This is a genomic window from Granulibacter bethesdensis, from assembly GCF_001889545.1.
In the GTDB taxonomy this organism is placed as follows: Bacteria; Pseudomonadota; Alphaproteobacteria; order Acetobacterales; family Acetobacteraceae; genus Granulibacter; species Granulibacter bethesdensis_B.
In genome coordinates, this window is sequence record NZ_CP018194.1 from 1,433,991 (window position 1) to 1,455,264 (window position 21,274).

General features: G+C 58.4%; 17 protein-coding genes. 7 read left to right on the forward strand and 10 right to left on the reverse strand.

What is annotated here, in order from left to right; genetic code table 11:
• Positions 1–14: 14 nt before the first annotated feature.
• The 4 genes from nagZ to GbCGDNIH8_RS06650 are packed head-to-tail and all read right to left on the reverse strand — an operon-like array spanning position 15 to position 5,247.
• Positions 15–1,061 carry a beta-N-acetylhexosaminidase gene (gene nagZ, locus GbCGDNIH8_RS06635; RefSeq protein WP_072572565.1) on the reverse strand — a complete coding sequence of 349 codons (1,047 nt, stop codon included), beginning with the start codon at positions 1,059–1,061 and terminating at the stop codon, positions 15–17.
• 9 nt (positions 1,062–1,070) lie between these two features.
• Positions 1,071–2,120 carry an SPOR domain-containing protein gene (locus GbCGDNIH8_RS06640; RefSeq protein WP_072572566.1) on the reverse strand — a complete coding sequence of 350 codons (1,050 nt, stop codon included), beginning with the start codon at positions 2,118–2,120 and terminating at the stop codon, positions 1,071–1,073.
• 47 nt (positions 2,121–2,167) lie between these two features.
• The gene (gene argS / locus GbCGDNIH8_RS06645; RefSeq protein ID WP_072572567.1) at positions 2,168–3,943 is read right to left on the reverse strand and encodes an arginine--tRNA ligase; all 1,776 of its coding nucleotides are present in this window, start codon (positions 3,941–3,943) and stop codon (positions 2,168–2,170) included.
• Positions 3,944–4,002: 59 nt separating this feature from the next.
• On the reverse strand, positions 4,003–5,247 hold the full coding sequence (locus GbCGDNIH8_RS06650; RefSeq protein WP_095206433.1) for a deoxyguanosinetriphosphate triphosphohydrolase: 1,245 nt from the start codon (positions 5,245–5,247) through the stop codon (positions 4,003–4,005).
• Between the two features lie 106 nt (positions 5,248–5,353).
• Here GbCGDNIH8_RS06650 and erpA point away from each other — a divergent pair, with 106 nt between their 5' ends.
• From erpA to GbCGDNIH8_RS06685, 7 genes are all read left to right on the forward strand, one after another.
• Positions 5,354–5,716, forward strand: a complete 363-nt coding sequence (gene erpA / locus GbCGDNIH8_RS06655) for an iron-sulfur cluster insertion protein ErpA (protein WP_072572568.1) — start codon at positions 5,354–5,356, stop codon at positions 5,714–5,716.
• Positions 5,717–5,765: 49 nt separating this feature from the next.
• On the forward strand, positions 5,766–6,539 hold the full coding sequence (locus GbCGDNIH8_RS06660) for an exodeoxyribonuclease III (protein ID WP_072572569.1): 774 nt from the start codon (positions 5,766–5,768) through the stop codon (positions 6,537–6,539).
• Positions 6,540–6,587: 48 nt separating this feature from the next.
• Entirely contained in the window at positions 6,588–7,997 is a 1,410-nt protein-coding gene (locus GbCGDNIH8_RS06665; RefSeq protein WP_072572570.1) for a sugar porter family MFS transporter, read from the forward strand.
• A 70-nt stretch (positions 7,998–8,067) separates the two neighbouring features.
• A complete protein-coding gene (locus tag GbCGDNIH8_RS06670) occupies positions 8,068–9,243 on the forward strand; it encodes an MFS transporter (protein WP_072573708.1) in 1,176 nt (391 codons plus the stop codon).
• Positions 9,244–9,363: 120 nt separating this feature from the next.
• Positions 9,364–10,425 (forward strand): ABC transporter substrate-binding protein, encoded by a 1,062-nt coding sequence (locus GbCGDNIH8_RS06675; protein WP_253735978.1) that lies wholly within the window; start codon positions 9,364–9,366, stop codon positions 10,423–10,425.
• A complete protein-coding gene (locus GbCGDNIH8_RS06680) occupies positions 10,422–11,414 on the forward strand; it encodes an ABC transporter permease (RefSeq protein ID WP_072572572.1) in 993 nt (330 codons plus the stop codon). Before GbCGDNIH8_RS06675 ends, GbCGDNIH8_RS06680 begins: the two co-directional genes overlap by 4 nt.
• Positions 11,408–12,193 (forward strand): ABC transporter ATP-binding protein, encoded by a 786-nt coding sequence (locus GbCGDNIH8_RS06685; RefSeq protein ID WP_072572573.1) that lies wholly within the window; start codon positions 11,408–11,410, stop codon positions 12,191–12,193. The genes GbCGDNIH8_RS06680 and GbCGDNIH8_RS06685 overlap by 7 nt, the downstream gene beginning before the upstream one ends.
• Positions 12,194–12,215: 22 nt before the next feature.
• Here GbCGDNIH8_RS06685 and GbCGDNIH8_RS06690 read toward each other — a convergent pair whose 3' ends face one another.
• The 6 genes from GbCGDNIH8_RS06690 to cyoB form a co-directional block, all read right to left on the reverse strand.
• Positions 12,216–13,643: a TolC family protein gene (locus GbCGDNIH8_RS06690; RefSeq protein WP_072572574.1), complete on the reverse strand. Its 1,428-nt coding sequence runs from the start codon at positions 13,641–13,643 to the stop codon at positions 12,216–12,218.
• The gene (locus tag GbCGDNIH8_RS06695) at positions 13,640–16,801 is read right to left on the reverse strand and encodes an efflux RND transporter permease subunit (RefSeq protein ID WP_072572575.1); all 3,162 of its coding nucleotides are present in this window, start codon (positions 16,799–16,801) and stop codon (positions 13,640–13,642) included. Before GbCGDNIH8_RS06695 ends, GbCGDNIH8_RS06690 begins: the two co-directional genes overlap by 4 nt.
• 4 nt (positions 16,802–16,805) lie before the next feature.
• Positions 16,806–17,900: an efflux RND transporter periplasmic adaptor subunit gene (locus GbCGDNIH8_RS06700; protein ID WP_072572576.1), complete on the reverse strand. Its 1,095-nt coding sequence runs from the start codon at positions 17,898–17,900 to the stop codon at positions 16,806–16,808.
• Between the two features lie 386 nt (positions 17,901–18,286).
• Positions 18,287–18,667 carry a cytochrome o ubiquinol oxidase subunit IV gene (gene cyoD / locus GbCGDNIH8_RS06705; RefSeq protein WP_072572577.1) on the reverse strand — a complete coding sequence of 127 codons (381 nt, stop codon included), beginning with the start codon at positions 18,665–18,667 and terminating at the stop codon, positions 18,287–18,289.
• Positions 18,668–19,291, reverse strand: coding sequence for a cytochrome o ubiquinol oxidase subunit III (gene cyoC, locus GbCGDNIH8_RS06710; RefSeq protein WP_011631981.1), 624 nt, complete (start codon positions 19,289–19,291; stop codon positions 18,668–18,670). It lies immediately after the preceding gene.
• Positions 19,281–21,272 carry a cytochrome o ubiquinol oxidase subunit I gene (cyoB, locus tag GbCGDNIH8_RS06715; RefSeq protein WP_072572578.1) on the reverse strand — a complete coding sequence of 664 codons (1,992 nt, stop codon included), beginning with the start codon at positions 21,270–21,272 and terminating at the stop codon, positions 19,281–19,283. Before cyoB ends, cyoC begins: the two co-directional genes overlap by 11 nt.
• Positions 21,273–21,274: the final 2 nt, after the last annotated feature.

A 21,274-nucleotide genomic window follows, 5' to 3' on the forward strand; every position in this document is an offset into this window, starting at 1 on the left:
CCGTCCGGCTGAAATCAGGCCGGGTGATGGCCTTCAGTCGGGTCTTTGGCGCGGATACCATCTTCCAGCAAGCCCAGTCGCTCTCTTTCCTGCGCCAGAGACTCCCCATCCGCGATGCTGATGGAGGCAACAGGCCGGGACTCCAGCAAGGCATGAGCCTGCTCCGTCAGGGACGGGCAGCCTTCCAGAACCGCCTGTGTCTCCGCCGTCACGCCGGTACAGTGCAGCACCGCATCGCATCCGGCTGCCAGCGTCTGACGGGTGAGAGAAACAGGATCACCACTCAGTGCCTTCATGGCGATATCGTCGGAGACCAGCAGACCGTTAAAGCCGATGCGTTGCCGGATGATCTGCCCGATCACCACGGGTGATAATGTGGCCGGGCGGAGCCGGTCCCACGCTTCGTAGAGAATATGCGCTGTCATCGCCCAGACGGGGAGACCCGCAAAACGTGCGGCATTGCGGACAAAAGGTTCCAGTTCAGCAGGAAGTTCATCAGGAACGACCGGCAATTCCAGATGACTATCCGCATACGCCCGGCCATGACCCGGCACATGCTTCATCACCGGCCGCACGCCAGCAGCCAGCAATCCTTCCATCACCGCACCGCCCAGCAGCGTGACCGTGTCGGGATCAGTGCCGTAAGCACGATCACCCACAATGTCATGGGCTCCTGGCACCAGCAGATCGAGCACCGGAGCACAGACCACATCAAACCCCGCCCCAACACAGTCCAGCCCGATCAGGGCCCCGGTCAACCAGGCAGCCCGCAGCCCGCCCTCCTTATCAGCCTCATACAGACGGCCAATGACAGCAGCAGGCGGATGGGATCGCCAGTGAGGAGGCCTCAGCCGTGCGACGCGACCACCTTCCTGATCCACCAGCAAGGCTGCCTCAGAAGGCAGAATGGAACGCAGCCTTGCCGTCAGGGCCTTCAACTGGGCAGGATCGCTGATATTGCGACGAAACAGGATGACACCGGCGGGATGCTGCGTGTGCAGCATGACTTCCTCGGCCGGCGTGAGAGCCAGGCCGGACAGGCCGATGATCGCAGCTTTCATATCCCCGCCTCAGAAAGTGGCGACCGAGCAGCCGCCACCTTTGGCCCTGACTTCAGCACAGAATGATTTGGCTGCTGCAACGTCAGCAAAGCCTCCGGTACGGAGTCGCCAGTAGGTTTTGCCATCATGCTCGGTCTTGCTGATGCTCGGCTGGCGATGTCCCAGCAGGTCCGGCATACGGCGGGACAGGCGGTTCCATTCACTATGGGCCGCATCCTCGCTGTTCAGCGCGGCAAGCTGCACCGTCACATGACCGTTCGAAGCAGGCGCGACGGAAGGAGCAGGTTTTGCCGCGCCCTGCGAGGCCGTCTTTGGTGTCGGAGCAGACGGTGTTTCATCATCCGCATCTTCTGTGGTGACCGGCGGTTTGACGGAAGCTGGCGCCTTTTGTTCCGTGGCCCTGCCTGATACGGCAGGCGAGTCTGCCGTTGCTTTGGGGGTGGAGGACGCACCCCCCTGCATGACGGGTTCCTCAGTCGTTTCGGAACCACTGACAGGGGGTAAAGGCTGCGGTACAGAAGGGGGAGCCAGACGGCCTGGCATGGGGGCTTCCGGCTTGGGAGCCAGAGATTCCGGCGCATCATCACTCGCGCCGGACAAAATGGCGTCATCGGCACCGGATATCTGCATACCACCGGGATTGGCTGGCTTCACGCGCAATGGACGGTTATCGGCCTCGATCACCGGAACCGGGCCCCCTGTCCCTTGCAGCAGTGACCACAGGCCGATGAAACCGACCAGCGCCACACCGATAGCGCCCGCCGCCATCGCCAACTTGCGCGTGGCGGGATCAAGCCCTCCGCCTCCGGTCGCACGACGGCTGGAGCGATAAGCGGCTTCCTCCTCTACTCCTGGCAACAGATCATCAGTCGGGCGGGTGCGCAGATCCTCACGCTGAAGGTCGATCCGGGGCATACGGAAACCCTCTGGACCGCCCATTGCCTCACCCTCATCGGCATAGACGCGGTTTGGATCAAAACGCGGCGCTTGTCGAACTCTGGGCCGATCAGACGCCAGACCGCGAGGATCGGGACTTTCGTTAGGAGTATGATCCGGCATCGTCGCCTGTTCCGTTCATTCGCAGCAGGCTGCGGAGAAAACTCCCCTCAGCGCATTTCATTCACCGGCGCCACGCCCATGACGGCCAGCCCCGACCGGATGACGATGGCGGCAGCCTCCACCAGAGCAAGCCGTGCCGTTGTCTCCGCCGTACGGTCCTGCTGGATAAAGCGCAAGGTTGCATCGTCCCGGCCCTTGTTCCAGAGCATATGAAAATCACCCGCCAACTCATAGAGAAAAAACGCAATTCTATGAGGCTCTCTGGCCTGTGCAGCGGCCTCAACAATCCGTGGCCACCCGGCCAGACGGCGGATCAGGGTCAGTTCGGCATCGGAGGTCAGACTGTCGAGCGCGGCATGACGCAATGCCTCCGGTTCCGTGGTCAGCCCCTGCTCCGCCGCCATGCGCAGAACCGAGCAGCAGCGTGCATGGGCGTATTGTACATAGAAAACCGGGTTTTCCCGCGTCTGGGCCAGAGCCTGATCCAGATCGAACTCCATCTGCGCATCGCTTTTGCGGGTCAGCATGGTGAAGCGTACGGCATCACGGCCCACTTCCTCCAGCAGATCACGCAGCGTAACATAGGTTCCGGCGCGTTTACTCATCCGCACCGGCTGTCCGTCACGAACCACATGGACGATCTGACACAGCACGGCCTCGTACACCGCCTGCGGGGCAATGGCGCGCATGGCCGCCTTCACACGCGGCACATAGCCGCCATGATCGGCCCCCAGCACGTCCACCACGATATCCGCACGGGCGGCCTTGTCGGCATGATAGGCGATGTCGTTCGCAAAATACGTGTTGGTACCATCTGATTTTCTCAGCGGACGATCCACGTCATCACCGAAGGAGGTCGAGCGGAACAAGGTTTGTTCACGCGGCTCCCAGTCATCCGGAGTCTTGCCTTTCGGCGGCTCCAGCACGCCCTCATAGATCAGCCCGTCCTGCTGCAACCGCTCGATCGCGGCATCCGCAGCACCAGACTGCAACAAAGCGAGTTCAGAGGAAAATACATCCGGATGAACGCCGAGCAGATCCAGATCCTCGCGGATCGACGCCATCATCTGCGCCACGGTGAATTCCCGCACGGTATTCAGCCACAATGCAGGGTCAGCCACGGTGGTGCCGGGATCGGCCAGCGTATCGCCATGAAGCCTGGCGAGTTCCTCCCCGACCGGAACCAGATAATCACCGCGATATTGCAGCCCGCACGGAACCTGTTCCGCAAACTCATCCTCGGTCAGGGTCGTGCCGAGCGCTTGCAGGTAACGCCAGTAAGCTGCCCATGCCAGTGCGATTACCTGGGCGCCTGCATCGTTGATGTAATATTCCTTGGTGACCGTGTAGCCCGCCTTACCCATCAGATTGGCAAGAGCATCCCCCACCACGGCGCCTCGGCAATGACCGATATGCATGGGGCCGGTCGGGTTGGCGGATACATATTCGATGTTCACACGCTTTCCGTATCCGGCGCTGCCGTCACCATAACGGATACCCGCCTCCAGAATGGCCGGAATCCGCATCCGCCATGCTTCGGCACGCAGATGCATGTTGACAAAACCCGGCCCCGCCGGTTCGGCACGCTCGATTTCCGTAACCCCGGCCAATTCAGCCGACAAAGCCTCCGCCAGAACACGGGGCGGCTTTCCGGCAGGCTTTGCCGCGATCATCGCCGCATTGGTCGCCATGTCGCCATGCAGAGGATCGCGGGTGGGCGTGACCTCCACCCGTGCCGTCAGCTCCGCGGGAAGCTCGGGCACAATGCGGGCCAGCGCTTCCAGAACATGGGTGCGGATCAGGGCATAGATATCATCGGCCATGGAATTGGGTATCTCGATCAGTGTACGTTTGGGCAGGCAATATTGGTGTGAGGGCTGTCTCAGCCGGGAACAGACAGATCCGTCAAGCGCCGATGTTCTTCAGCGGCGAAACGATCGGTCATACCAGCGATGTAATCACAGACCGTGCGGGCCGCCCGCTCGGAGCCGGTCGAGCCGCCTCCCCGCACCCGCCATTCGCCGGGTAACAGGGTCGGGTCGTCATGCAGGATTCGGAACAGATCAGCCGTGACCCTGCGCGCCTTGACGGTCATGCGATTGACTCGCCAGTGGCGATACATACGGGCGAACAAAAATTCCTTGATGACCCTGTTAGCCTCCGCCATGCGGGGGCTGAAAGCAACGACTGGATGGCTGGCGTGGCGGATATCACTGGCGCTGGATGGGTCGAGCTGAGCAATCCGGCTGCGTGTTTCCGTGATCATGTCCCGCACCAGCGTATCGATCACACGCCGGATCGTCTCATGCCGCAGACGGGGCGGCGGCACATCCAGGCTGGTCTTTCTGGCGGCCTCCAAGGCCTCCCCCACCACCGGCAGATGGGCGATGTCCTCGAACCCGAATAACTGCGCGCGGATACCATCATCCAGATCGTGGGAGTGGTAGGCTATATCATCCGACATGGCGGCAATCTGAGCCTCGACCGAGGCATAGCTATCCAGCTCAAGATCATACAGCGCGTTATATTCCGCGACATAAGGCGGAGGCCGATGCAGCGGACCGTTATGCTTGGCCAGACCTTCCAGCGTTTCCCATGTCAGGTTCAACCCATCGAACGGGGCGTAACGGTTTTCCAGCCTCGTCACGACCCGCAGCGACTGCGCATTGTGATCAAAGCCGCCAAACGGCTTCATGCCTGCCTGCAACGCATCCTCGCCCGCATGGCCGAACGGGGGATGGCCGAGATCATGGGCCAGAGCCAGCGTCTCCGCCAGATCCTCATCGACATCCAGAGCACGGGCCATGGAGCGGGCAATCTGCGCCACCTCCAGACTGTGGGTCAGCCGGGTACGAAAGAAATCACCCTCGTGATTGACGAAAACCTGCGTCTTGTATTGCAGCTTACGAAAGGCGGCGCTGTGGATGATCCGGTCCCGATCACGTTGCCATGGGCTGCGCATCTGGCTTTCCGGCTCGGGGTAGAGCCTGCCGCGGGCGGTTTCCAGCCGTACCGCCCATGGCGCAAGACCGCTACGCTGGAAAGCACCGCTCTCTGGCGGATAGAGCCAGTCCGCTGCGCGGGATTGCATCGCCGCTGAGGGGAAATCCGGTCCGGTTTCGTTCATACGTCAAGGGATTAGCACTGCCACCAGCCGCCGCACCAGCACCTGATCAATGCAGAGAAGATGGAAAGCGTCTTGCAGTCAGGGTTTCTTCGCTTATTTTCATAGTATGGACGCATTCGAAACCTCTCCCGATCTTTCTGCCTCCGGCTCCACAGCGGGGTTTGGCGTATCGGCCTCCGCCGCCGCACGTATTGCCGAGGTTGCCCAGGGACAAGCCTTGCGCGTTTCCGTGCTCGCAGGGGGATGCAGCGGTTTCCAGTATCAGTTTGCGCTGGATGGACAACGTGCCGACGATGATATCGTCATTGAGCGCGACGGGGCGGTTGTTCTGGTCGATCCGGCGAGTCTGGAATTTCTGGCCGGGGCCGAACTTGATTACAAGGATGCGCTGATGGGCAGCCATTTCACCATCCGCAACCCGAATGCGACCGCTTCCTGCGGCTGCGGCACCAGTTTCTCGGTTGACTGATCACCCGATAGCCAGATCGACATCGTATTTCAAAAAAGCAGCATTGCCCGTGAAAATCGCCACCTGGAATGTGAACTCCATCAGGCAACGGGAGGCGCATGTGCTGTCCTGGCTGGAGCGGAATCAGCCGGACATCCTGTTGTTGCAGGAAATCAAATGCGAAACCGCTGCCTTTCCGGCACGGGCTTTTGCCGAACTGGGATATCAGGCCGAAGCAGTCGGACAAAAAGCCTATAATGGGGTGGCTGTGCTGTCCCGCGTGCCGTTTGACGTCACCCAGCGCGCCCTGCCGGGCCTTCCCCCCGACGATGCACAGGCGCGCTATATCGAGATCAGGGCGCTGAACACCATCATCGGTAATCTCTACCTGCCGAACGGCAATAGCGGGGGGGAAGCCGGATACGCCTACAAGCTCGGCTGGATGGAGCATCTTGCACAGCATGCAGCCGGATTGCTGGCCGCGGGGGAAGACCTCATTCTCGCGGGGGATTACAATGTCTGCCCGACCGATGAGGATTATGCGCCCGGCGCCCTGCCCCCGGATGACGCTTTGCTGCGCCCAGAAACAAGGGCCCGGTTCCGGTCATTGCTCTGGCTGGGCCTGACCGATGCCGTGCGGGCACTGCGGCCATCGGGACAGCTTTATACGTTCTGGGATTATCAGGCCGGCGCATGGCCCCGTGACCGGGGGCTGCGTATCGACCACGTCCTGTTATCAAGCCGCATGGCAGAGCGGCTGCTCGAAGCGATTCCGGACCGGGCTGAGCGTGATCGTCCCCAGCCATCCGACCACATTCCAGTGACAGTATCATTCGAGCCTTGAGCTTTCATCTGCAAGCCGCCACAACCCTGCTGACTGAACAATGACCTGATCAGCGACCCGGCCAATCGGGATGCCTCTCAACAAGCTGTCAGGCAGAGTGGGGAAGCGTATATGAACTTTACATTCATGGCGGTCGTGGCAGCTCTTGGCGGCCTTTTGTTCGGCTATGACACCGGTGTCATTTCCGGAGCGCTGCCTTTCCTGCGGGAAGATTTCAACCTTGGCGCCTGGAGCGAAAGCCTGGTCGCCGCCGTCACTCTTGCAGGTGCTACTCTGGGGGCTATGGCGGGGGGGAATCTTGCCGACCGGTTCGGGCGGCGCCTGATGATTTTAATTACCTCCGTGCTGTTTATTATCGGTGCTGTCCTCTCGGCCTTTGCCGGGAGTGTTCTGGTTCTGACGACTGGCCGCCTGATCGTCGGACTTGCCATTGGCGTGTCATCGCTCATCACGCCGCTTTATCTCTCGGAAATTGCCCCTGCCTCACGGAGAGGCGCAATGGTGTCGATGAACCAGTTTTTCATCACGCTTGGTATTCTGGTGGCGTTTCTGGTGGATTACGCCTTCTCCTTTTCCCGTGCATGGCCCTGGATGCTGGGGCTTGGCGCTGTACCGGGTGTGATCCTGTTTCTGGGGATGCTCGCTTTGCCGGAAAGCCCGCGCTGGCTGCTGAAAAACGGTCAGGTTGATCAGGCTGCCAATGCATTGCGGCAGTTGATGGGGAAGGAGCAGGCAGAAGGAGAGTTCGAAAGTCTGGATCATTTCATGCAGACAGAGCTGACGTCCGAGAGAACTGCCAACCAAGTTTCCATTTTCAATGATCGACGTTATCGCCTGCCTCTGGTGATCGGGGTTGGCCTGGCCGTGCTGCAACAGGTCACCGGCATCAACACAGTCATCTATTTCGGGCCACAGATTTTCAGTACAGCGGGTATTGGCGATCATTCCGCCTCAATTCTCGCCAATGTGCTGATCGGTGTCGTCAATGTCGGCATGACAATCGTTGCCATGCGCCTGATGGACCGGGCCGGACGCCGCTCCCTGCTCATCAATGGCCTGCTTGGCATGACGATCGGCCTGCTGCTGCTTGCTTTCGGCTTCTGGATCGGCACATCCGGACCAGGAGGAGCCTCCGCCTGGATCGCCATTGCCGCCCTGTCGATCTACATTGCCGCTTTCGCCATCGGGATGGGGCCGGTTTTCTGGCTGATCATCAGCGAGATATTCCCCCTCCATGCGCGAGGACGTGGCATGGCGGTGGCAACAGTTGCCAACTGGGGTTCCAACGCCATTGTCGCGTATACTTTCCTGCCAATGCTCAACAGTTTGGGGATCATCCCTACCTTTCTGAGTTTTGCCTTCATGTCGGTGGTCTCCATTTTCTTCACGATCCGCTTCGTGCCGGAAACGACCGGGCAAACGCTGGAGGACATCGAGCGCGGCATGAGTGCTTCCTGATCCTCCGGATTGTGCAGCGCACAAATTTGCGCTGCATTACTATCAGGACGGATATAGGGATCTGATCGACGTGCGTTTTTCTTTGCTGGCTCTGGCTGTTGCCTCGTTCGGAATTGGAACAACCGAGTTTGTCATCATGGGGCTGTTGCCCGATGTGGCAAAAAGCCTGGATGTCAGCATCCCAAAGGCAGGCCTGCTGGTGACGGGATATGCCCTTGCCGTCACCTTTGGTTCGCCGTTGCTGGCAATTGCGACAGCGCGTCTGCCAAGGCGCTCAACGCTGATGGGCCTGATGGGGATATTCATCCTCGGCAACATTTTGTGCGGCCTTGCCGGCAACTACACCCTGCTGATGCTGGCACGGATTTTCACGGCGCTGGCCCATGGGGCGTTTTTTGGCATCGGCTCTGTCGTTGCTTCCCAGATCGTGCCGCGTCATCAGCGGGCACAAGCTGTCGCCATGATGTTTTCCGGCCTGACGCTGGCCAATGTGCTGGGCGTGCCGCTTGGTACCCTGCTGGGACAATGGGCGGGATGGCGCGCCACTTTCTGGGTCGTCTCAGCCATTGGCGTCATGGCCTTTACGGCTCTGGCTATATGGGTTCCCGCCGTTCCGGCAGAGCGCGGCGTCAATATGCTGGCAGAGTTCAGGACCCTCCGGCGACCACAGGTGCTGCTGACCATGCTGATCAGTGTCATCTGCTCCGTCAGCCTGTTCACGGTCTATACCTACATTACCCCTCTGCTTGAGCAGGTCACCGGCTTTTCAGAACGTACCGTCACTATCGCCCTGCTCCTGTTCGGTGTCGGGTTGACAGGGGGGAATTATATTGGTGGCCGGCTGGCGGACTGGAGATTGATGCCTTCAATCGTCGGACTACTTATCGCCCTGATCATGGTGTTGCTTCTGTTTACCGGGACCGTCCTCGACCCTGCCCTGGCCATTGCAACCATGATCTTATGGGGTGCCATCGCATTCGCTTTGGTCTCTCCCCTGCAACTGAGAGTGGTTGATCAGGCTGTGGACGCCCGTAATCTGGCCTCCACCCTCAATCAGGGAGCATTCAATCTGGGCAATGCAACCGGGGCGTGGCTTGGAGGGTTGATGCTGTCATGGGGATTCGGGTACCGGACCCTGCCCCCTCTGGGAGCCGCTATTGCCGTACTGGCTCTGGGCTTGACGCTCTATGCGATCAGGATGGAGCACGCCCATACGGCCCACACCCGGTCCTGCGACCAGCGCTGAGACGCATTGCAACAGAAAACGTTGCACAAACGGAGAAATACCGTTAACCGCGTCCATTCAGAGAAATTTACTATTTATTCCGAGTAAAATATCAATTCCACAAAAATGGATGCCAGAAAAATGCATTACCTGAAGCCCATCAAGCGCAGAAGCCTTCTTCAGGCCGCCGGTATGGCGCTGCCTGTCGGGCTGCTGGGCAGAACTGGTTGGGCCGCTCCTGAGCAGGCGACTCCTGACCATGGAGCACACCAGCACAATACTGCCGGCTCTCCAGCATTTGCATTGCCAGAGCCGAAAAAACTGCGTGTGACCTGGAATGCGAATTCAGTATGCACAGTCAGTGTTCCGGCCGCAGCAGAGCGGGGTATTTTCAAAAAATATAATCTTGATGTGGAACTGATTAATTTCGGTGGCTCGACAGACCAACTCCTGGAGGCGATTGCTACCGGAAAAGCCGATGCCGGTGTGGGCATGACCCTACGCTGGCTGAAGCCGCTGGAGCAGGGATTCGATGTGCGGATTACCAGCGGTATTCATGGCGGCTGCATGCGTCTGCTGGCGCCGAAGGATTCAACCATCCGCAGCGTGGCCGATCTGCGCGGGCAGACAATCGGCACCAGTGATCTGGCCGCCCCTGACAAAAACTTTTTCACTATTCTGGCCTATCAACAGGGTGTTCCCGCTGATTCCATCGACTGGCGCGCCTATCCCGCCGATCTGCTCAGCGTGGCGCTCAAGAAAGGTGAAGTGAAGGCCATTTCCCTCAACGATCCGCTGGCCTGGCTGATCAAGGAGCGGGAGGGCCTGGTGGAGATCGCTACCAACCTGACCTCCCCCTATCAACACAGCGTCTGCTGCATTCTGGGTATCCGTGGCAGCATGGTGCGTGATGACAGGGCAGCAGCAAGAGCACTGACCGCTGCCCTGCGTGAAAGTCAGGAATGGGCCGCTTCTCATCCTGCAGAAGCCGCCACTATTTACGCCGCGCATTCCGGCAAGGTGAAAGCAGAGCAGGTCGAGACCATGCTGCGCTCTCACACCCAGCATCATATGCCGAGCGGACAGGCGCTGGAGCAGGAAATCATCACCTATGCCACTGCACTGCGTGATATCGGCGTGATTCGCAGCCGTACCGATCCAGTGCGTTTTGCAAAACAGATTACAGTAGATGTTCTGTCATGACAGGCTCCGCTTCCGCCTTTTCCAGCCGGCCCGGCATTCTTTTGGGTCGCAGCAATGCTGCATTCTGGGTCATTGGCTTGATCGCCGCCTTGGTGTGGGGGATCGATGGTGCCCTGATCCAGTTCTGGCCAGATGCGGATGATCTTGGCCGGAGCGACTGGCTGGCGGCCGGTGCCACGGGGATAGCAGCCTTGCTGCTGCTTCTGTCCCTGAGCAACAGGGTTCCAGCCAGACTGCGCTATATTGGCCCATGGCTGGTGGTGTTGGCACTGCTGCTTGGCGCCTGGGAGGTCATTACGGCAAAGCTCAACCTGCTGCCACGCCCGTTTTTTGCCGCCCCCCAATCCATTCTGGAAGTCTACACCGATGATTGGCCCCGGCTGGCCAACAGCGTCGGGCACTCCCTTATCCTGCTCGGCCTTGGCTATGGACTTGGAGCTGCAACCGGTTTCGTGACCGGGGTCGCCATCGGCTGGTCACGGGCCGTGGGATACTGGGCGCATCCGGTGCTGCGCCTGCTCGGCCCATTGCCTGCCACAGCATGGCTGCCACTGGCATTTTTCTTTTTTCCATCCAGCTTCAGCGCCAGCATTTTTCTGATTGCCCTTGCCTCAGGCTTCCCGGTGGCCGTGCTTACCTGGTCCGGTGTTTCCAGCGTCGCTGCCGCCTATTACGATATCGCCCGCACACTCGGCGCGAAACCGCGTTTTCTGGTGCTGAAAGTAGCCATACCAGCAGCAATGCCCTCCGTATTCGTCGGTTTGTTTATGGGGCTTGGCGCCTCCTTCTCGGTACTGGTCGTCGCTGAAATGATGGGGGTCAAGGCAGGGCTTGGCTGGTATCTGACCTGGGCGCAAGGCTGGGCAGCCTATGCCAACATGTATGCGGCGCTGCTGCTGATGGCTCTGATGTGCTCCGGGTTGATCGCCCTGCTGTTCCGGCTGCGTGACAGAGTACTCAGCTGGCAGAAAGGATTGGTGAAATGGTAAATCCCGCCCTGAAATCCGCTTCAGCCGGCCTGGATTTACGGATTCAGGCCATCTCACATTCTTTCCCCGGCAAGACCGGTCCGCTGCCGGTTCTGCAGGGTGTGCAGTTGCATCTGGAACCGGGCAGTTTCGTCGCCCTGCTCGGTCCCAGCGGATGCGGAAAATCTACCTTGCTGCGTCTCGTCGCCGGGCTGGAACCGCCGCTACAGGGTCGTATCCTGGCTGATGGCACCCCGATAACCGGGCCTGATCCCAGCCGGGTAGTCGTGTTTCAGGACCCCACACTCTACCCATGGCGAACCGTCGAGGCCAATGTCGGACTGGGTCCGGAGGCGCGCGGAACCCTGCATCAGGATCGGCACCGTATCCGCGATGCACTGCAACGGGTGGGGCTGGCGGAATTTGCCGATTCCTATCCGCATCAACTTTCCGGCGGCATGGCACAGCGTGCGGCACTGGCAAGGGCGCTGGTCAACGATCCGCGCCTGCTGATCCTGGATGAACCGCTTGGCAAACTGGACAGCCTGACACGCCTGACCATGCAGGGGGAAATCCAGCGTCTGTGGCAGAATGCAGGGTTCACCGTCCTGCTCGTCACCCACGACATTGAAGAAGCCCTGCTGTTGTCAGAGCGCGTGATCGTGTTCAGTGATCGGCCAGCAACAGTGGTGGCCGATCTGGCGGTGGATCGACCCTATCCCCGCCATCGGGATGATGCACAACTGGTTTCGCTCAGAAAAGAAATTCTCGGATTGCTGGGGATGGAGCGGTCCTGGTAACCGTCCTTGCCCGTGTGCCTCTCTATCGGGACGATGGAGAAGGCTCAGGCAACTTTTGATGGGCTACCACGGGTGTCACCATAGCCGCAGACAGGCCGGGCAGTACACCCATAGCCTGATTGAGACGCGCACGGGCACGGCCAAGCTCGACCTCCGCCCGCGCATCGGCCTCCAGCGCGTCGGACAGAAGCCGCCTGACCTGATAAAGATTATAGAGCGTGGTCTCACCAGCCTCAAATGACAGACGCGCACTGGCGAGTTGCTTTCTGGCGACATCCAGACGGTCCCGTGCAATCCCTGCGGAGATTTTAGCCCGTTCCAACACGTTCTCCGCCCTGCGAATGGTCAGGCCGAGAACACGGCGGTGCTGTGTCCATTCCACCGTTGCCCGGGTCAACCCCGCCTGGGCCGCCGCCCGGCGTGGTATGTTGCGGGCTTCGGTGGCCAGCGGAACCCTCAGCCGGAAACCGAATGAGGTTCCTTCCTCTGACATCGTACCGCCCTGCTGCGATGAATACAGGCTCACCTCAGGATTTTCGCGCAAAGTCGTATTCACATAGCGTATCTGGGCACGCGCTGCCTCGATACCTGCCAGAGCAAGCTGGATCAGCGGGTGATCATCCAGCTTCCTGCCGGTTGCAACCGGCTCTGAAGCGACCAGTGGCTCATCACCGCCCGTGATGGTGCTGTAAACAGAACGGAGCCTTTCCGCTTCCATCCGCGCGCGGGACAGGTCCAGGTCAGCTGCAAGAGTCTCATTCTCGCCGAACAATGTATCCTGTGCCGACAGATCACCGAAATGGGCGCGGCGCTCGACATCTTTCTGAATAGCCTGCGCAGTTTCCAGACGCTGTTCCGCAACATGCACATTCAGCATGGCCAGGACAGCATCCCACCATGCTTCACGCAGCTCCCCCGCCAGCTGCAGGGCACGCTCCGTCGCGCGGCGTTCGGCCTGCAACAGATCAGCATCGACCTGTTGACCGAACGCCTGACGCTGCCCCGGCAACCAGAGCGGAGCGCCGAATTCCACATCCGTCTGCCATACCTTGCGAGGGCCTCTCGTATCCATACGGCCGCCAATGCCGACGGATGGAGATCCCGCAATTGGGATGCTGGTGGTTGCATGCCTGGCATCAACCGCCAGTACCTCCGCCTGTAAGGAGATATATTCAGGATCAAGCGACAGCGCACGCAGCAGATGGCGCGCAAATACGGTTTCGGAAATGATGGCAGGTTGACTGTCTGATGCTGATTTCAGAACCGGTTTTTGAACAGTGCCTCGCCGATGAGAGGTTTCCGAGTCAGATTGTCCAGTCTGATCTTCTGCCGCCTGCGCCGTTTCAGAGATGCCATTCAGATCAAGTCCCGCCGCACCAATCAATGTGGCAGCCGAGACAAGGGCAACAGCCAGCGGGCTGACCGGGGATGAGCACTTCCTGAATATCATTCGGGACTCTCCGAGGCACCTTTCTGCACGTCAGCCTCCACTGCCGCAGTCCGTATAGCTTTGGGCAAGGCAAAGCGGTCATAAAGAATGGGCAGCAGCACCAGAGTCAATGTCGTGGCCGTCACCAGGCCCCCAATGACCACCACAGCAAGCGGACGCTGAATTTCCGATCCCGGCCCTTCTGCATAGAGGAAAGGCACCAGACCAAATGCAGCAATGGTCGCCGTCAGGGAAACCGGTGTCATACGACGTTTCGTTCCCTCAAGCACGGCAGTGCGCAGAGGCAACCTCAACTCATATTGCAGCCGGTTGATATAGCTGATCAGCACGACACCATTCAGAACCGCAATGCCGATCAAAGCAATAAACCCGACCGATGCAGGAACCGAGAGAAACTCCCCAGAAATCCAGAGCCCGATAATACCGCCAATCGCGGCAAAAGGCACGTTGCAGAAGACAAGCGTTGCCTGCCGCACAGAACCGAATGTCAGATAGAGCAACAGGAAAATCAGTCCAAGGGCAATCGGCACCACCATAGCCAGCCTTGCTGATGCACGTTGCTGATTTTCAAACTGGCCACCCCATTCAAGTCGGTAGGCTGGAGGAATGGATACTTTCTTTTCGACAGCCTCCTGCGCTTCTGCCACAAACCCGACCAGATCACGCCCATGAACATTGGCAAGCACCGTCTGGAAACGCTGGGCCTGTTCGCGGACGACCTGAACGGGGCCCTCCGTTTCCTTGATCTGCGCTACCTGTGAAAGCTGCACAGTACTCCCTGCCCGGCCCGGCAGAGCGATCTGGACCCGTCCAAAATCAGCCACCGATTGCCGCAGGCTCTGCTCACCCCGCACAACAAGCGGAATCCTGACCTCTCCAGGCTCCAGGACCTCACCGACATCGGTACCATCCACCCATACCCTCAGGGCACGCTGTACGTCTTTCAGATCAAGCCCGAAGCGACCTGCTGCCAACCGGTCCACAGTCACAGACAGATATTTCATGCCCTCATTACGCAGCGCGTACACATCCGATGCACCGGGAATATTGTTGATGACGGAGGCAATATCCTTGCCGATCCGGTTCAACTCATTCAGATCGGAGCCGAAAATCTTGACCACCACGTCACCACGGGCGCCGATCACCATTTCCTGCACGCGCATCTCGATCGGCTGTGCAATTTGATAGGAGATACCGGGGATTTGCTCCATCACCCCGCGTATCTGCTCAATCAGCCAGTCAGGATCCGGCTTGCGCCATTTGTCCCGAGGAGCCAGCGTCAGAAACATATCGGTATCGTTCAACCCGACCGGATCAATACCCAGCTCATCCGCACCAGTACGGGCATGAATACCAACCACCTCCGGCACCTGCGCCATCAAGATTTTTTCAATCCGGTTATCCAGTTCTGCCGCCTCCATGACAGAAATGGATGGGTGCGTGCGCACACTCAGAACCGGATTACCTTCATCCATACTCGGTACAAAAGTGGAACCGATCCCGCCAAATGCCAGAAAAGCCGCTACCACCCCGCAGCCAACCACACCCACAACATAGAGCGGACGGTCAATGATCCATTCCAGAAACGGATCATAAAACCGGTGCAGCAAGCGCACCAGCAAGGGATCCACCGGATGACCATGCGCATCTTTTTTGCCTCCGCCTCGCAGAACTATAGCAGACAGCACCGGAACCACTGTCAGCGACAGCAGCAATGCAGCACACAACGCAAAAGTGATGGTGAGTGCCACCGGCGAGAACATCTTGCCTTCCAAACCCTGCAAAGCCAGCAACGGCATGAAGACGGTCACGATGATAATGACGCCAGATACCAGCGGCACGACCACTTCGCGCGTGGATTCCGCCACCAATCGCAGACGCTGCGGAAAAGTAGGCGGCCTGGCAGCTTCCGTGAAACGATGCGATGCGTTTTCCACCACCACCACAGCACAATCCACCAGCAGGCCAATGGCGATTGCAAGGCCACCCAGCGACATGATGTTGGCGGACAGACCCCAAAGCCGCATAATCCCAAACGTCACCAGCACGGCCAGCGGAAGAATAACCGACACGACCAAAGCCGGGCGCAGACCACCCAGAAACAGCAGCAGCAGTACGACAACCAGCGTTACCGCTTCCAGCAGAACACGCTGCACCGTCCAGACAGCCTTGCCGATCAGCTCGCTACGGTCATAGTAAATGTCGATATGCGCGCCTTTGGGCAACAGAGGTTTAATTTCCTCCAGCTTGGCTTTCACACCGTCAACGACTGTACGGGCATTGGCACCCGCGAGACCAAGAACGGTTGCCCATACCGCTTCTCCCTTCCCATTTGCCACTACAACACCATTGCGAGGCAGGGAGCCGTATCGGACCTCTGCTACATCCTCGACCCGGATAATGCCATTGGGGCGGGAAGCCAGAACGATGGATCGCAGATCATTCAATGTCTCAATCCGGCCGGAAACACTGACCAGCAGGGCTTCTTCGCCATCCTCGATCCGCCCTGCACCGTCATTTCCGTTATTGGCTTCGATCGTGTCGAGCAGTTGCTTGACGGTGATGCCATGCGCAGCCAATGCCGCTGTGTTTGGCACGACCTCATAAGTGCGTGAGAGGCCACCCATGGAGTTCAGATCTGCCACACCCGGCAAACCACGAATACGAGGGCGGATTACCCAATCGATCAGATGACGCTGCTGCTGAAGATTAAGACCCCCACCCGTGATCGTGAACATCAGCATTTCGCCCAGCGGCGTGACAATCGGCGCCAGTCCGCCTGACACGCCTGGCGGCAATTGCGATTTTATATCCGATAGTCTCTCAGCTACTTGCTGCCGCGCCCAGTAGACATCCACGCCATCGGCAAACTCAAAAGTCAGCAATGCGACCGAGTAACGCGTGGTCGAACGCATCATCACCAGATAAGGAATCCCCTTGATTCCTAACTCGATCGGAACGGTGACGCGCTGCTCCAGCTCCTCCGGCGTCAAACCGGAGGCTTTCATTGACACGATCACCTGTGTCGGTGAGACATCCGGAAATGCATCAATGGGCAGGTTCTGGTAGGCATTGGCCCCCCATACGGCCAGAGCCACCGCCAGAAGCAGAACAATCAGGCGCTGTTTCAGCGCAACTTCAACCAGCCGAGCGAGCATCGGATCAGCTACCGTCCGCTTTGGTCAGCTCCGCCAACAAGGGCAACATGCCCTCGACAGCGACGTTATCCTGCACTGACAGATGACCGCGGATCGATGTGTAAGTAGATGTTTCGCCTATAACTATGACTGGCTGGGCACGAAAACCGCCCTCAGTCTGCACGAATACCCAGTTGTGATTGTGATGCCTGATTACGGCCCCGACCGGTACCCGCCATTGCGGCATTCCCGATTGCTCAAGCTGGACGGACACCGTGACAGCCTGACCAGGACGCAGCCCTTCTGTGCCTTCGGTTATTTCCGCCGTCGCCGATGTCGCCTGGGTGGTTGGATCAACACTGCGTCCGACACGAATAACCTGTCCCTGCCCACCAAAAGTCGATACGGACACCTTGTTCCCTGGCGCCAGAGAAGCAGCGCGGGCCAGCGGAACCTGCAGATGCACCCACAGAGGGTTAAGATGGGCAATGGTGAAAAGAGGTGCCGCCTGCGCCACTCTTTCGCCAGCCATACTCTGCCGCTGTAAAACGGTGCCGGAAACCGGTGCGAGGATGGTCAGGGTCGGCGAAATTTTGCGGGTTTTTTTCAGGACCGCAATATTGGCCGCATCCATCCCCAGCAAAGGCAACATCTGTAACCGCTCATCAAGGCGGGAGCGAGCAAAAGATGCTTCAGCGCGGGTCGTCAACAGGCGTCGTTCGGGAATAATATGCTCCCTGAACATGGATTCATCACGCGTCAACCGTTCCTCAGCCAATGTGGCACCGGCCTCGGCTTCAAGATAAAGGCGCTGTGCCTCCACCAGCTCGGTACTGCGGAGAATGGCGATTGGCTGACCTTGCTGAACCATTTCATCGGGGTCGACCAGAACTGCTTCTACCAGACCACCGGCAGGGGCTGCGACCACTCTTACCTGACGAGGAGGAGCCTGCACGACGCCCTGAAGGGTTGCCTCTGTCATCCCCGTTTCGGGAATGACTTTCGCGACTTCGATACCCGCCGCCTGAATCTCCTTCTTATCAAGTTTAAGAAGAATGGGTTTCAGATCACTCTCTGCAGCGTAAAGAGTGGCACCCAGAAGAAGTAATGGCAGCAGCATGACAAGAAATAAAGACTTTCTTGACCAGCCGGATATAAAATAAAATGAACAGTAGGATGAACAGGACCGGAATGTCACGCAGTATTGCTCCTGCATATTTTAATATGGCCATAGAAATTTCCGGCCAGTCCATCATGTATGATCGCAGAGGTTTTAAACAGCAATGCGCGTTGCTCTGAATAGTCTGAATCAGGTTTTCCACCTTTGAGTATATATTGTGTGCAGCGCAACATCAACATGAAGGGATCAGCGTGAGAGGAATAATACACGCTGCCAGTGAGCTGTTCTGCCTGTTCGTCGACATCATCTGAAATACGTATCAGGGAAACAGGGCAATAAAAAACCCCGCCGGAAAGCGGGGTTTTTCTGAATAATCAATGGATTGATCAATGCGCCTCAGGCTGGGTTACCAGAGACGGCGTAGCCGGTCCATGATCCATCCGACTGGTCAGGTTGTACATGATCCAGATCGAGCCGGAAACGAGGATCAGCAGCACGACCACGGAAAACACGAACGCCGTCACGTTCCAGCGCTGTTCGGAGGAAGCGTTCATGTGCAGGAAGAAAACCAGATGAACCAGAATCTGAATAACCGCCAGGGCGGCAACGCCCGGAAGGATCAGATGCTCTGGCACCAGTTTGTAAGCGACAATCAGAAATGCCGCTGCCGTCAGGATCACCGACAGAATGAAGCCGGTGATATAAGAGCCGACGCTGCCATGGCTTGAACCATGGTCAGACGCACCATGCGCATGTGCGGTGGCCATTTACAGAACTCCCGCCAGATAGACGAAGCTGAAGACACAGATCCAGACAATGTCCAGAAAGTGCCAGAACAGGCTGAGGCAGGTCAGACGGCTCATATAAGCCGGCGTCAGTCCTTTTTTCAGCACACCGAGCTGAAAAACGAGCACCGCCATCCACAACAAGCCACAGGTTACGTGCAGCCCGTGCGTTCCAACCAGGGTGAAGAATGCGGACAGAAAGGCACTGCGGTCCGGACCTGCCCCTTCGGCGATCAGATGAGAGAACTCCTTGACTTCCATCAGAAGGAAGCCAAGGCCGAACAGAAAAGTGACTCCCAGCCATTGCAGCGTTCCGCCCAGCCGATGCTTGTGCGCCTGAAGCATCGCGAAACCATAGGTAATACTGCTGAACAGCAGCAGGGCGGTTTCGATCGCGACGTCCTTGAGATCGAAAATCTCCTGGCCAGTCGGACCGCCTGCAAACTGCGAGCGGGCGACGGCAAAGGCTGCGAACAGACCGGAGAACAGGATGCAGTCCGTCATCAGGTAGAGCCAGAAGCCGAAAACGGTCTTTCCGTGCTCATCGTGATGCGCGTGCTCAGGACTGGCCGGAGGATCCTGAATGGCCAGCGGTTCAGTCAGCATGCTGAAGGTCTCCCTGCACCGATTTGCGGAGATTGGCGTCCTCAATCCGGGCGACATCTGCAGCCGGCACGTAATAGTCGATATCGTCGTTACAGGTTCTGATAATCAGGGTCAGCAGACCACCGATCACGCCCAGAATGGCCATCCACCAGATCTGCCACACCATCGCAAAGCCGAAGACGAAAGCAAACATGCCGATGATGAAGCCAGCAGGCGTATTCCGCGGCATATGAATGTCTTCATAATGCGGCCGCGCCAGACGACGCTGAGCCTGGAAGGTTTCGCTCCACAGCGGCTCTGCATCATCCACTTCCGGAACAATGGCAAAGTTGTAGAACGGGGGCGGAGAAGCAGTCGCCCATTCCAGGGTCGGACCTTTCCACGGATCGCCAGTCAGATCGGCGTTACGCTTGCGGTCACGCAGGCTGACGACGAACTGCATCAGCTGACATCCGATACCGGCAAAAATAACCACCGCACCGATGAAAGCGATGATCATCCAGGGCGTCCAGGCCGGATTGTCGTAGTGGTTCATGCGGCGGGTAGCACCCATGAAGCCCAGCACGTAAAGCGGCATAAAGGCCAGATAGAAGCCGACCAGCCAGCACCAGAAAGCGCGCTTGCCCCAGGTTTCATCCAGCTTGAAGCCGAACATTTTCGGGAACCAGTAATTATATCCGGCCACATAGCCAAACAGCACGCCACCGATGATCACATTGTGGAAGTGTGCGATCAGGAACAGGCTGTTATGCAGCAGGAAGTCTGCACCGGGCACTGCCATCAACACGCCCGTCATACCACCGATGACGAAGGTGCAGATAAAGCCGATCGTCCACAGCATCGGAGCCGTAAAACGCACCCGGCCGCCATACATGGTGAACACCCAGTTGAACACTTTCACCCCGGTCGGGATGGAAATGATCATGGTGGTGATGCCGAAGAAAGCATTCACGTCAGGGCCTGCACCCATAGTGAAGAAGTGATGCAGCCAGACAATGAAGGAAAGAATGGTAATCGCCACAGTGGCGTAAACCATCGAGGTATAGCCGAACAGCTTCTTGCTGGAGAACGTTGCGGTGATTTCAGAGAAAATACCGAACGCCGGCAGCACAAGAATGTACACCTCGGGATGACCCCAGGCCCAGATGAGATTGACGTACATCATCTGGTTACCGCCACCATCGGTGGTGAAGAAATGCATGCCCAGATAACGGTCGAGACTGAGCAGAGCCAGCGTCACCGTCAGGATCGGGAAAGCTGCCATGATCAGCACGTTGGCACAAAGGCTGGTCCAGCTGAAAATCGGCATCTTCATGAACGTCATGCCCGGCCCACGCATACGCAGGATGGTGACGAAGAAGTTTACACCGCTCAGCAAGGTGCCGATGCCGGAAATCTGCAGCGCCCAGATATAATAATCGACGCCGACATCCGGGCTGTACTGAAGCTCGGATAGCGGCGGATAGGCCAGCCAGCCGGCTCGGGAAAATTCGCCGATCGCGAGAGATACATTGATCAGCACGGCAGACACAGCAGTCAGCCAGAAGCTTAATGAGTTCAGGAACGGAAAGGCCACGTCCCGTGCGCCGATCTGCAATGGGACGACCACATTCATCAGCCCGATCACGAAAGGCATCGCCATGAAGAAAATCATGATCGTGCCATGGGCGGAGAAAATCTGGTCATAATGTTCCGGCGGCAGATAGCCGGGCTTGTCGCCCGATGCCAGAGCAAGCTGGGAGCGCATCATGATCGCATCGGCAAAGCCGCGCAGCAGCATGATATGGGCCAGCACGAGGTACATCACGCCGATACGCTTGTGATCGACGGATGTCAGCCATTCAGTCCAGAGGTATTTCCATTTCCCGAAATAGGTAATGGCCCCCAGCACTGCGAGAGCAGCCAGAATCATGCCACTCACAGCGCCCATGACGATCGGCACATCGAACGGGATGGCCGATAACGTTAATTTGCCAAGCATTG

Bases quoted from the DNA above. Each gene is read 5' to 3' on its own strand.
- GbCGDNIH8_RS06685 (WP_072572573.1), top strand. From the start codon at position 11,408: ATGGTAAATCCCGCCCTGAAATCCGCTTCAGCCGGCCTGGATTTACGG.
- GbCGDNIH8_RS06700 (WP_072572576.1), bottom strand. From the start codon at position 17,900: ATGCTGCTGCCATTACTTCTTCTGGGTGCCACTCTTTACGCTGCAGAG.
- GbCGDNIH8_RS06680 (WP_072572572.1), top strand. From the start codon at position 10,422: ATGACAGGCTCCGCTTCCGCCTTTTCCAGCCGGCCCGGCATTCTTTTG.
- GbCGDNIH8_RS06695 (WP_072572575.1), bottom strand. From the start codon at position 16,801: ATGCTCGCTCGGCTGGTTGAAGTTGCGCTGAAACAGCGCCTGATTGTT.
- cyoB (WP_072572578.1), bottom strand. From the start codon at position 21,272: ATGCTTGGCAAATTAACGTTATCGGCCATCCCGTTCGATGTGCCGATC.
- cyoD (WP_072572577.1), bottom strand. From the start codon at position 18,667: ATGGCCACCGCACATGCGCATGGTGCGTCTGACCATGGTTCAAGCCAT.
- GbCGDNIH8_RS06650 (WP_095206433.1), bottom strand. From the start codon at position 5,247: ATGAACGAAACCGGACCGGATTTCCCCTCAGCGGCGATGCAATCCCGC.
- GbCGDNIH8_RS06640 (WP_072572566.1), bottom strand. From the start codon at position 2,120: ATGCCGGATCATACTCCTAACGAAAGTCCCGATCCTCGCGGTCTGGCG.
- GbCGDNIH8_RS06675 (WP_253735978.1), top strand. From the start codon at position 9,364: ATGCATTACCTGAAGCCCATCAAGCGCAGAAGCCTTCTTCAGGCCGCC.
- GbCGDNIH8_RS06690 (WP_072572574.1), bottom strand. From the start codon at position 13,643: ATGATATTCAGGAAGTGCTCATCCCCGGTCAGCCCGCTGGCTGTTGCC.
- nagZ (WP_072572565.1), bottom strand. From the start codon at position 1,061: ATGAAAGCTGCGATCATCGGCCTGTCCGGCCTGGCTCTCACGCCGGCC.
- erpA (WP_072572568.1), top strand. From the start codon at position 5,354: ATGGACGCATTCGAAACCTCTCCCGATCTTTCTGCCTCCGGCTCCACA.
- argS (WP_072572567.1), bottom strand. From the start codon at position 3,943: ATGGCCGATGATATCTATGCCCTGATCCGCACCCATGTTCTGGAAGCG.
- cyoC (WP_011631981.1), bottom strand. From the start codon at position 19,291: ATGCTGACTGAACCGCTGGCCATTCAGGATCCTCCGGCCAGTCCTGAG.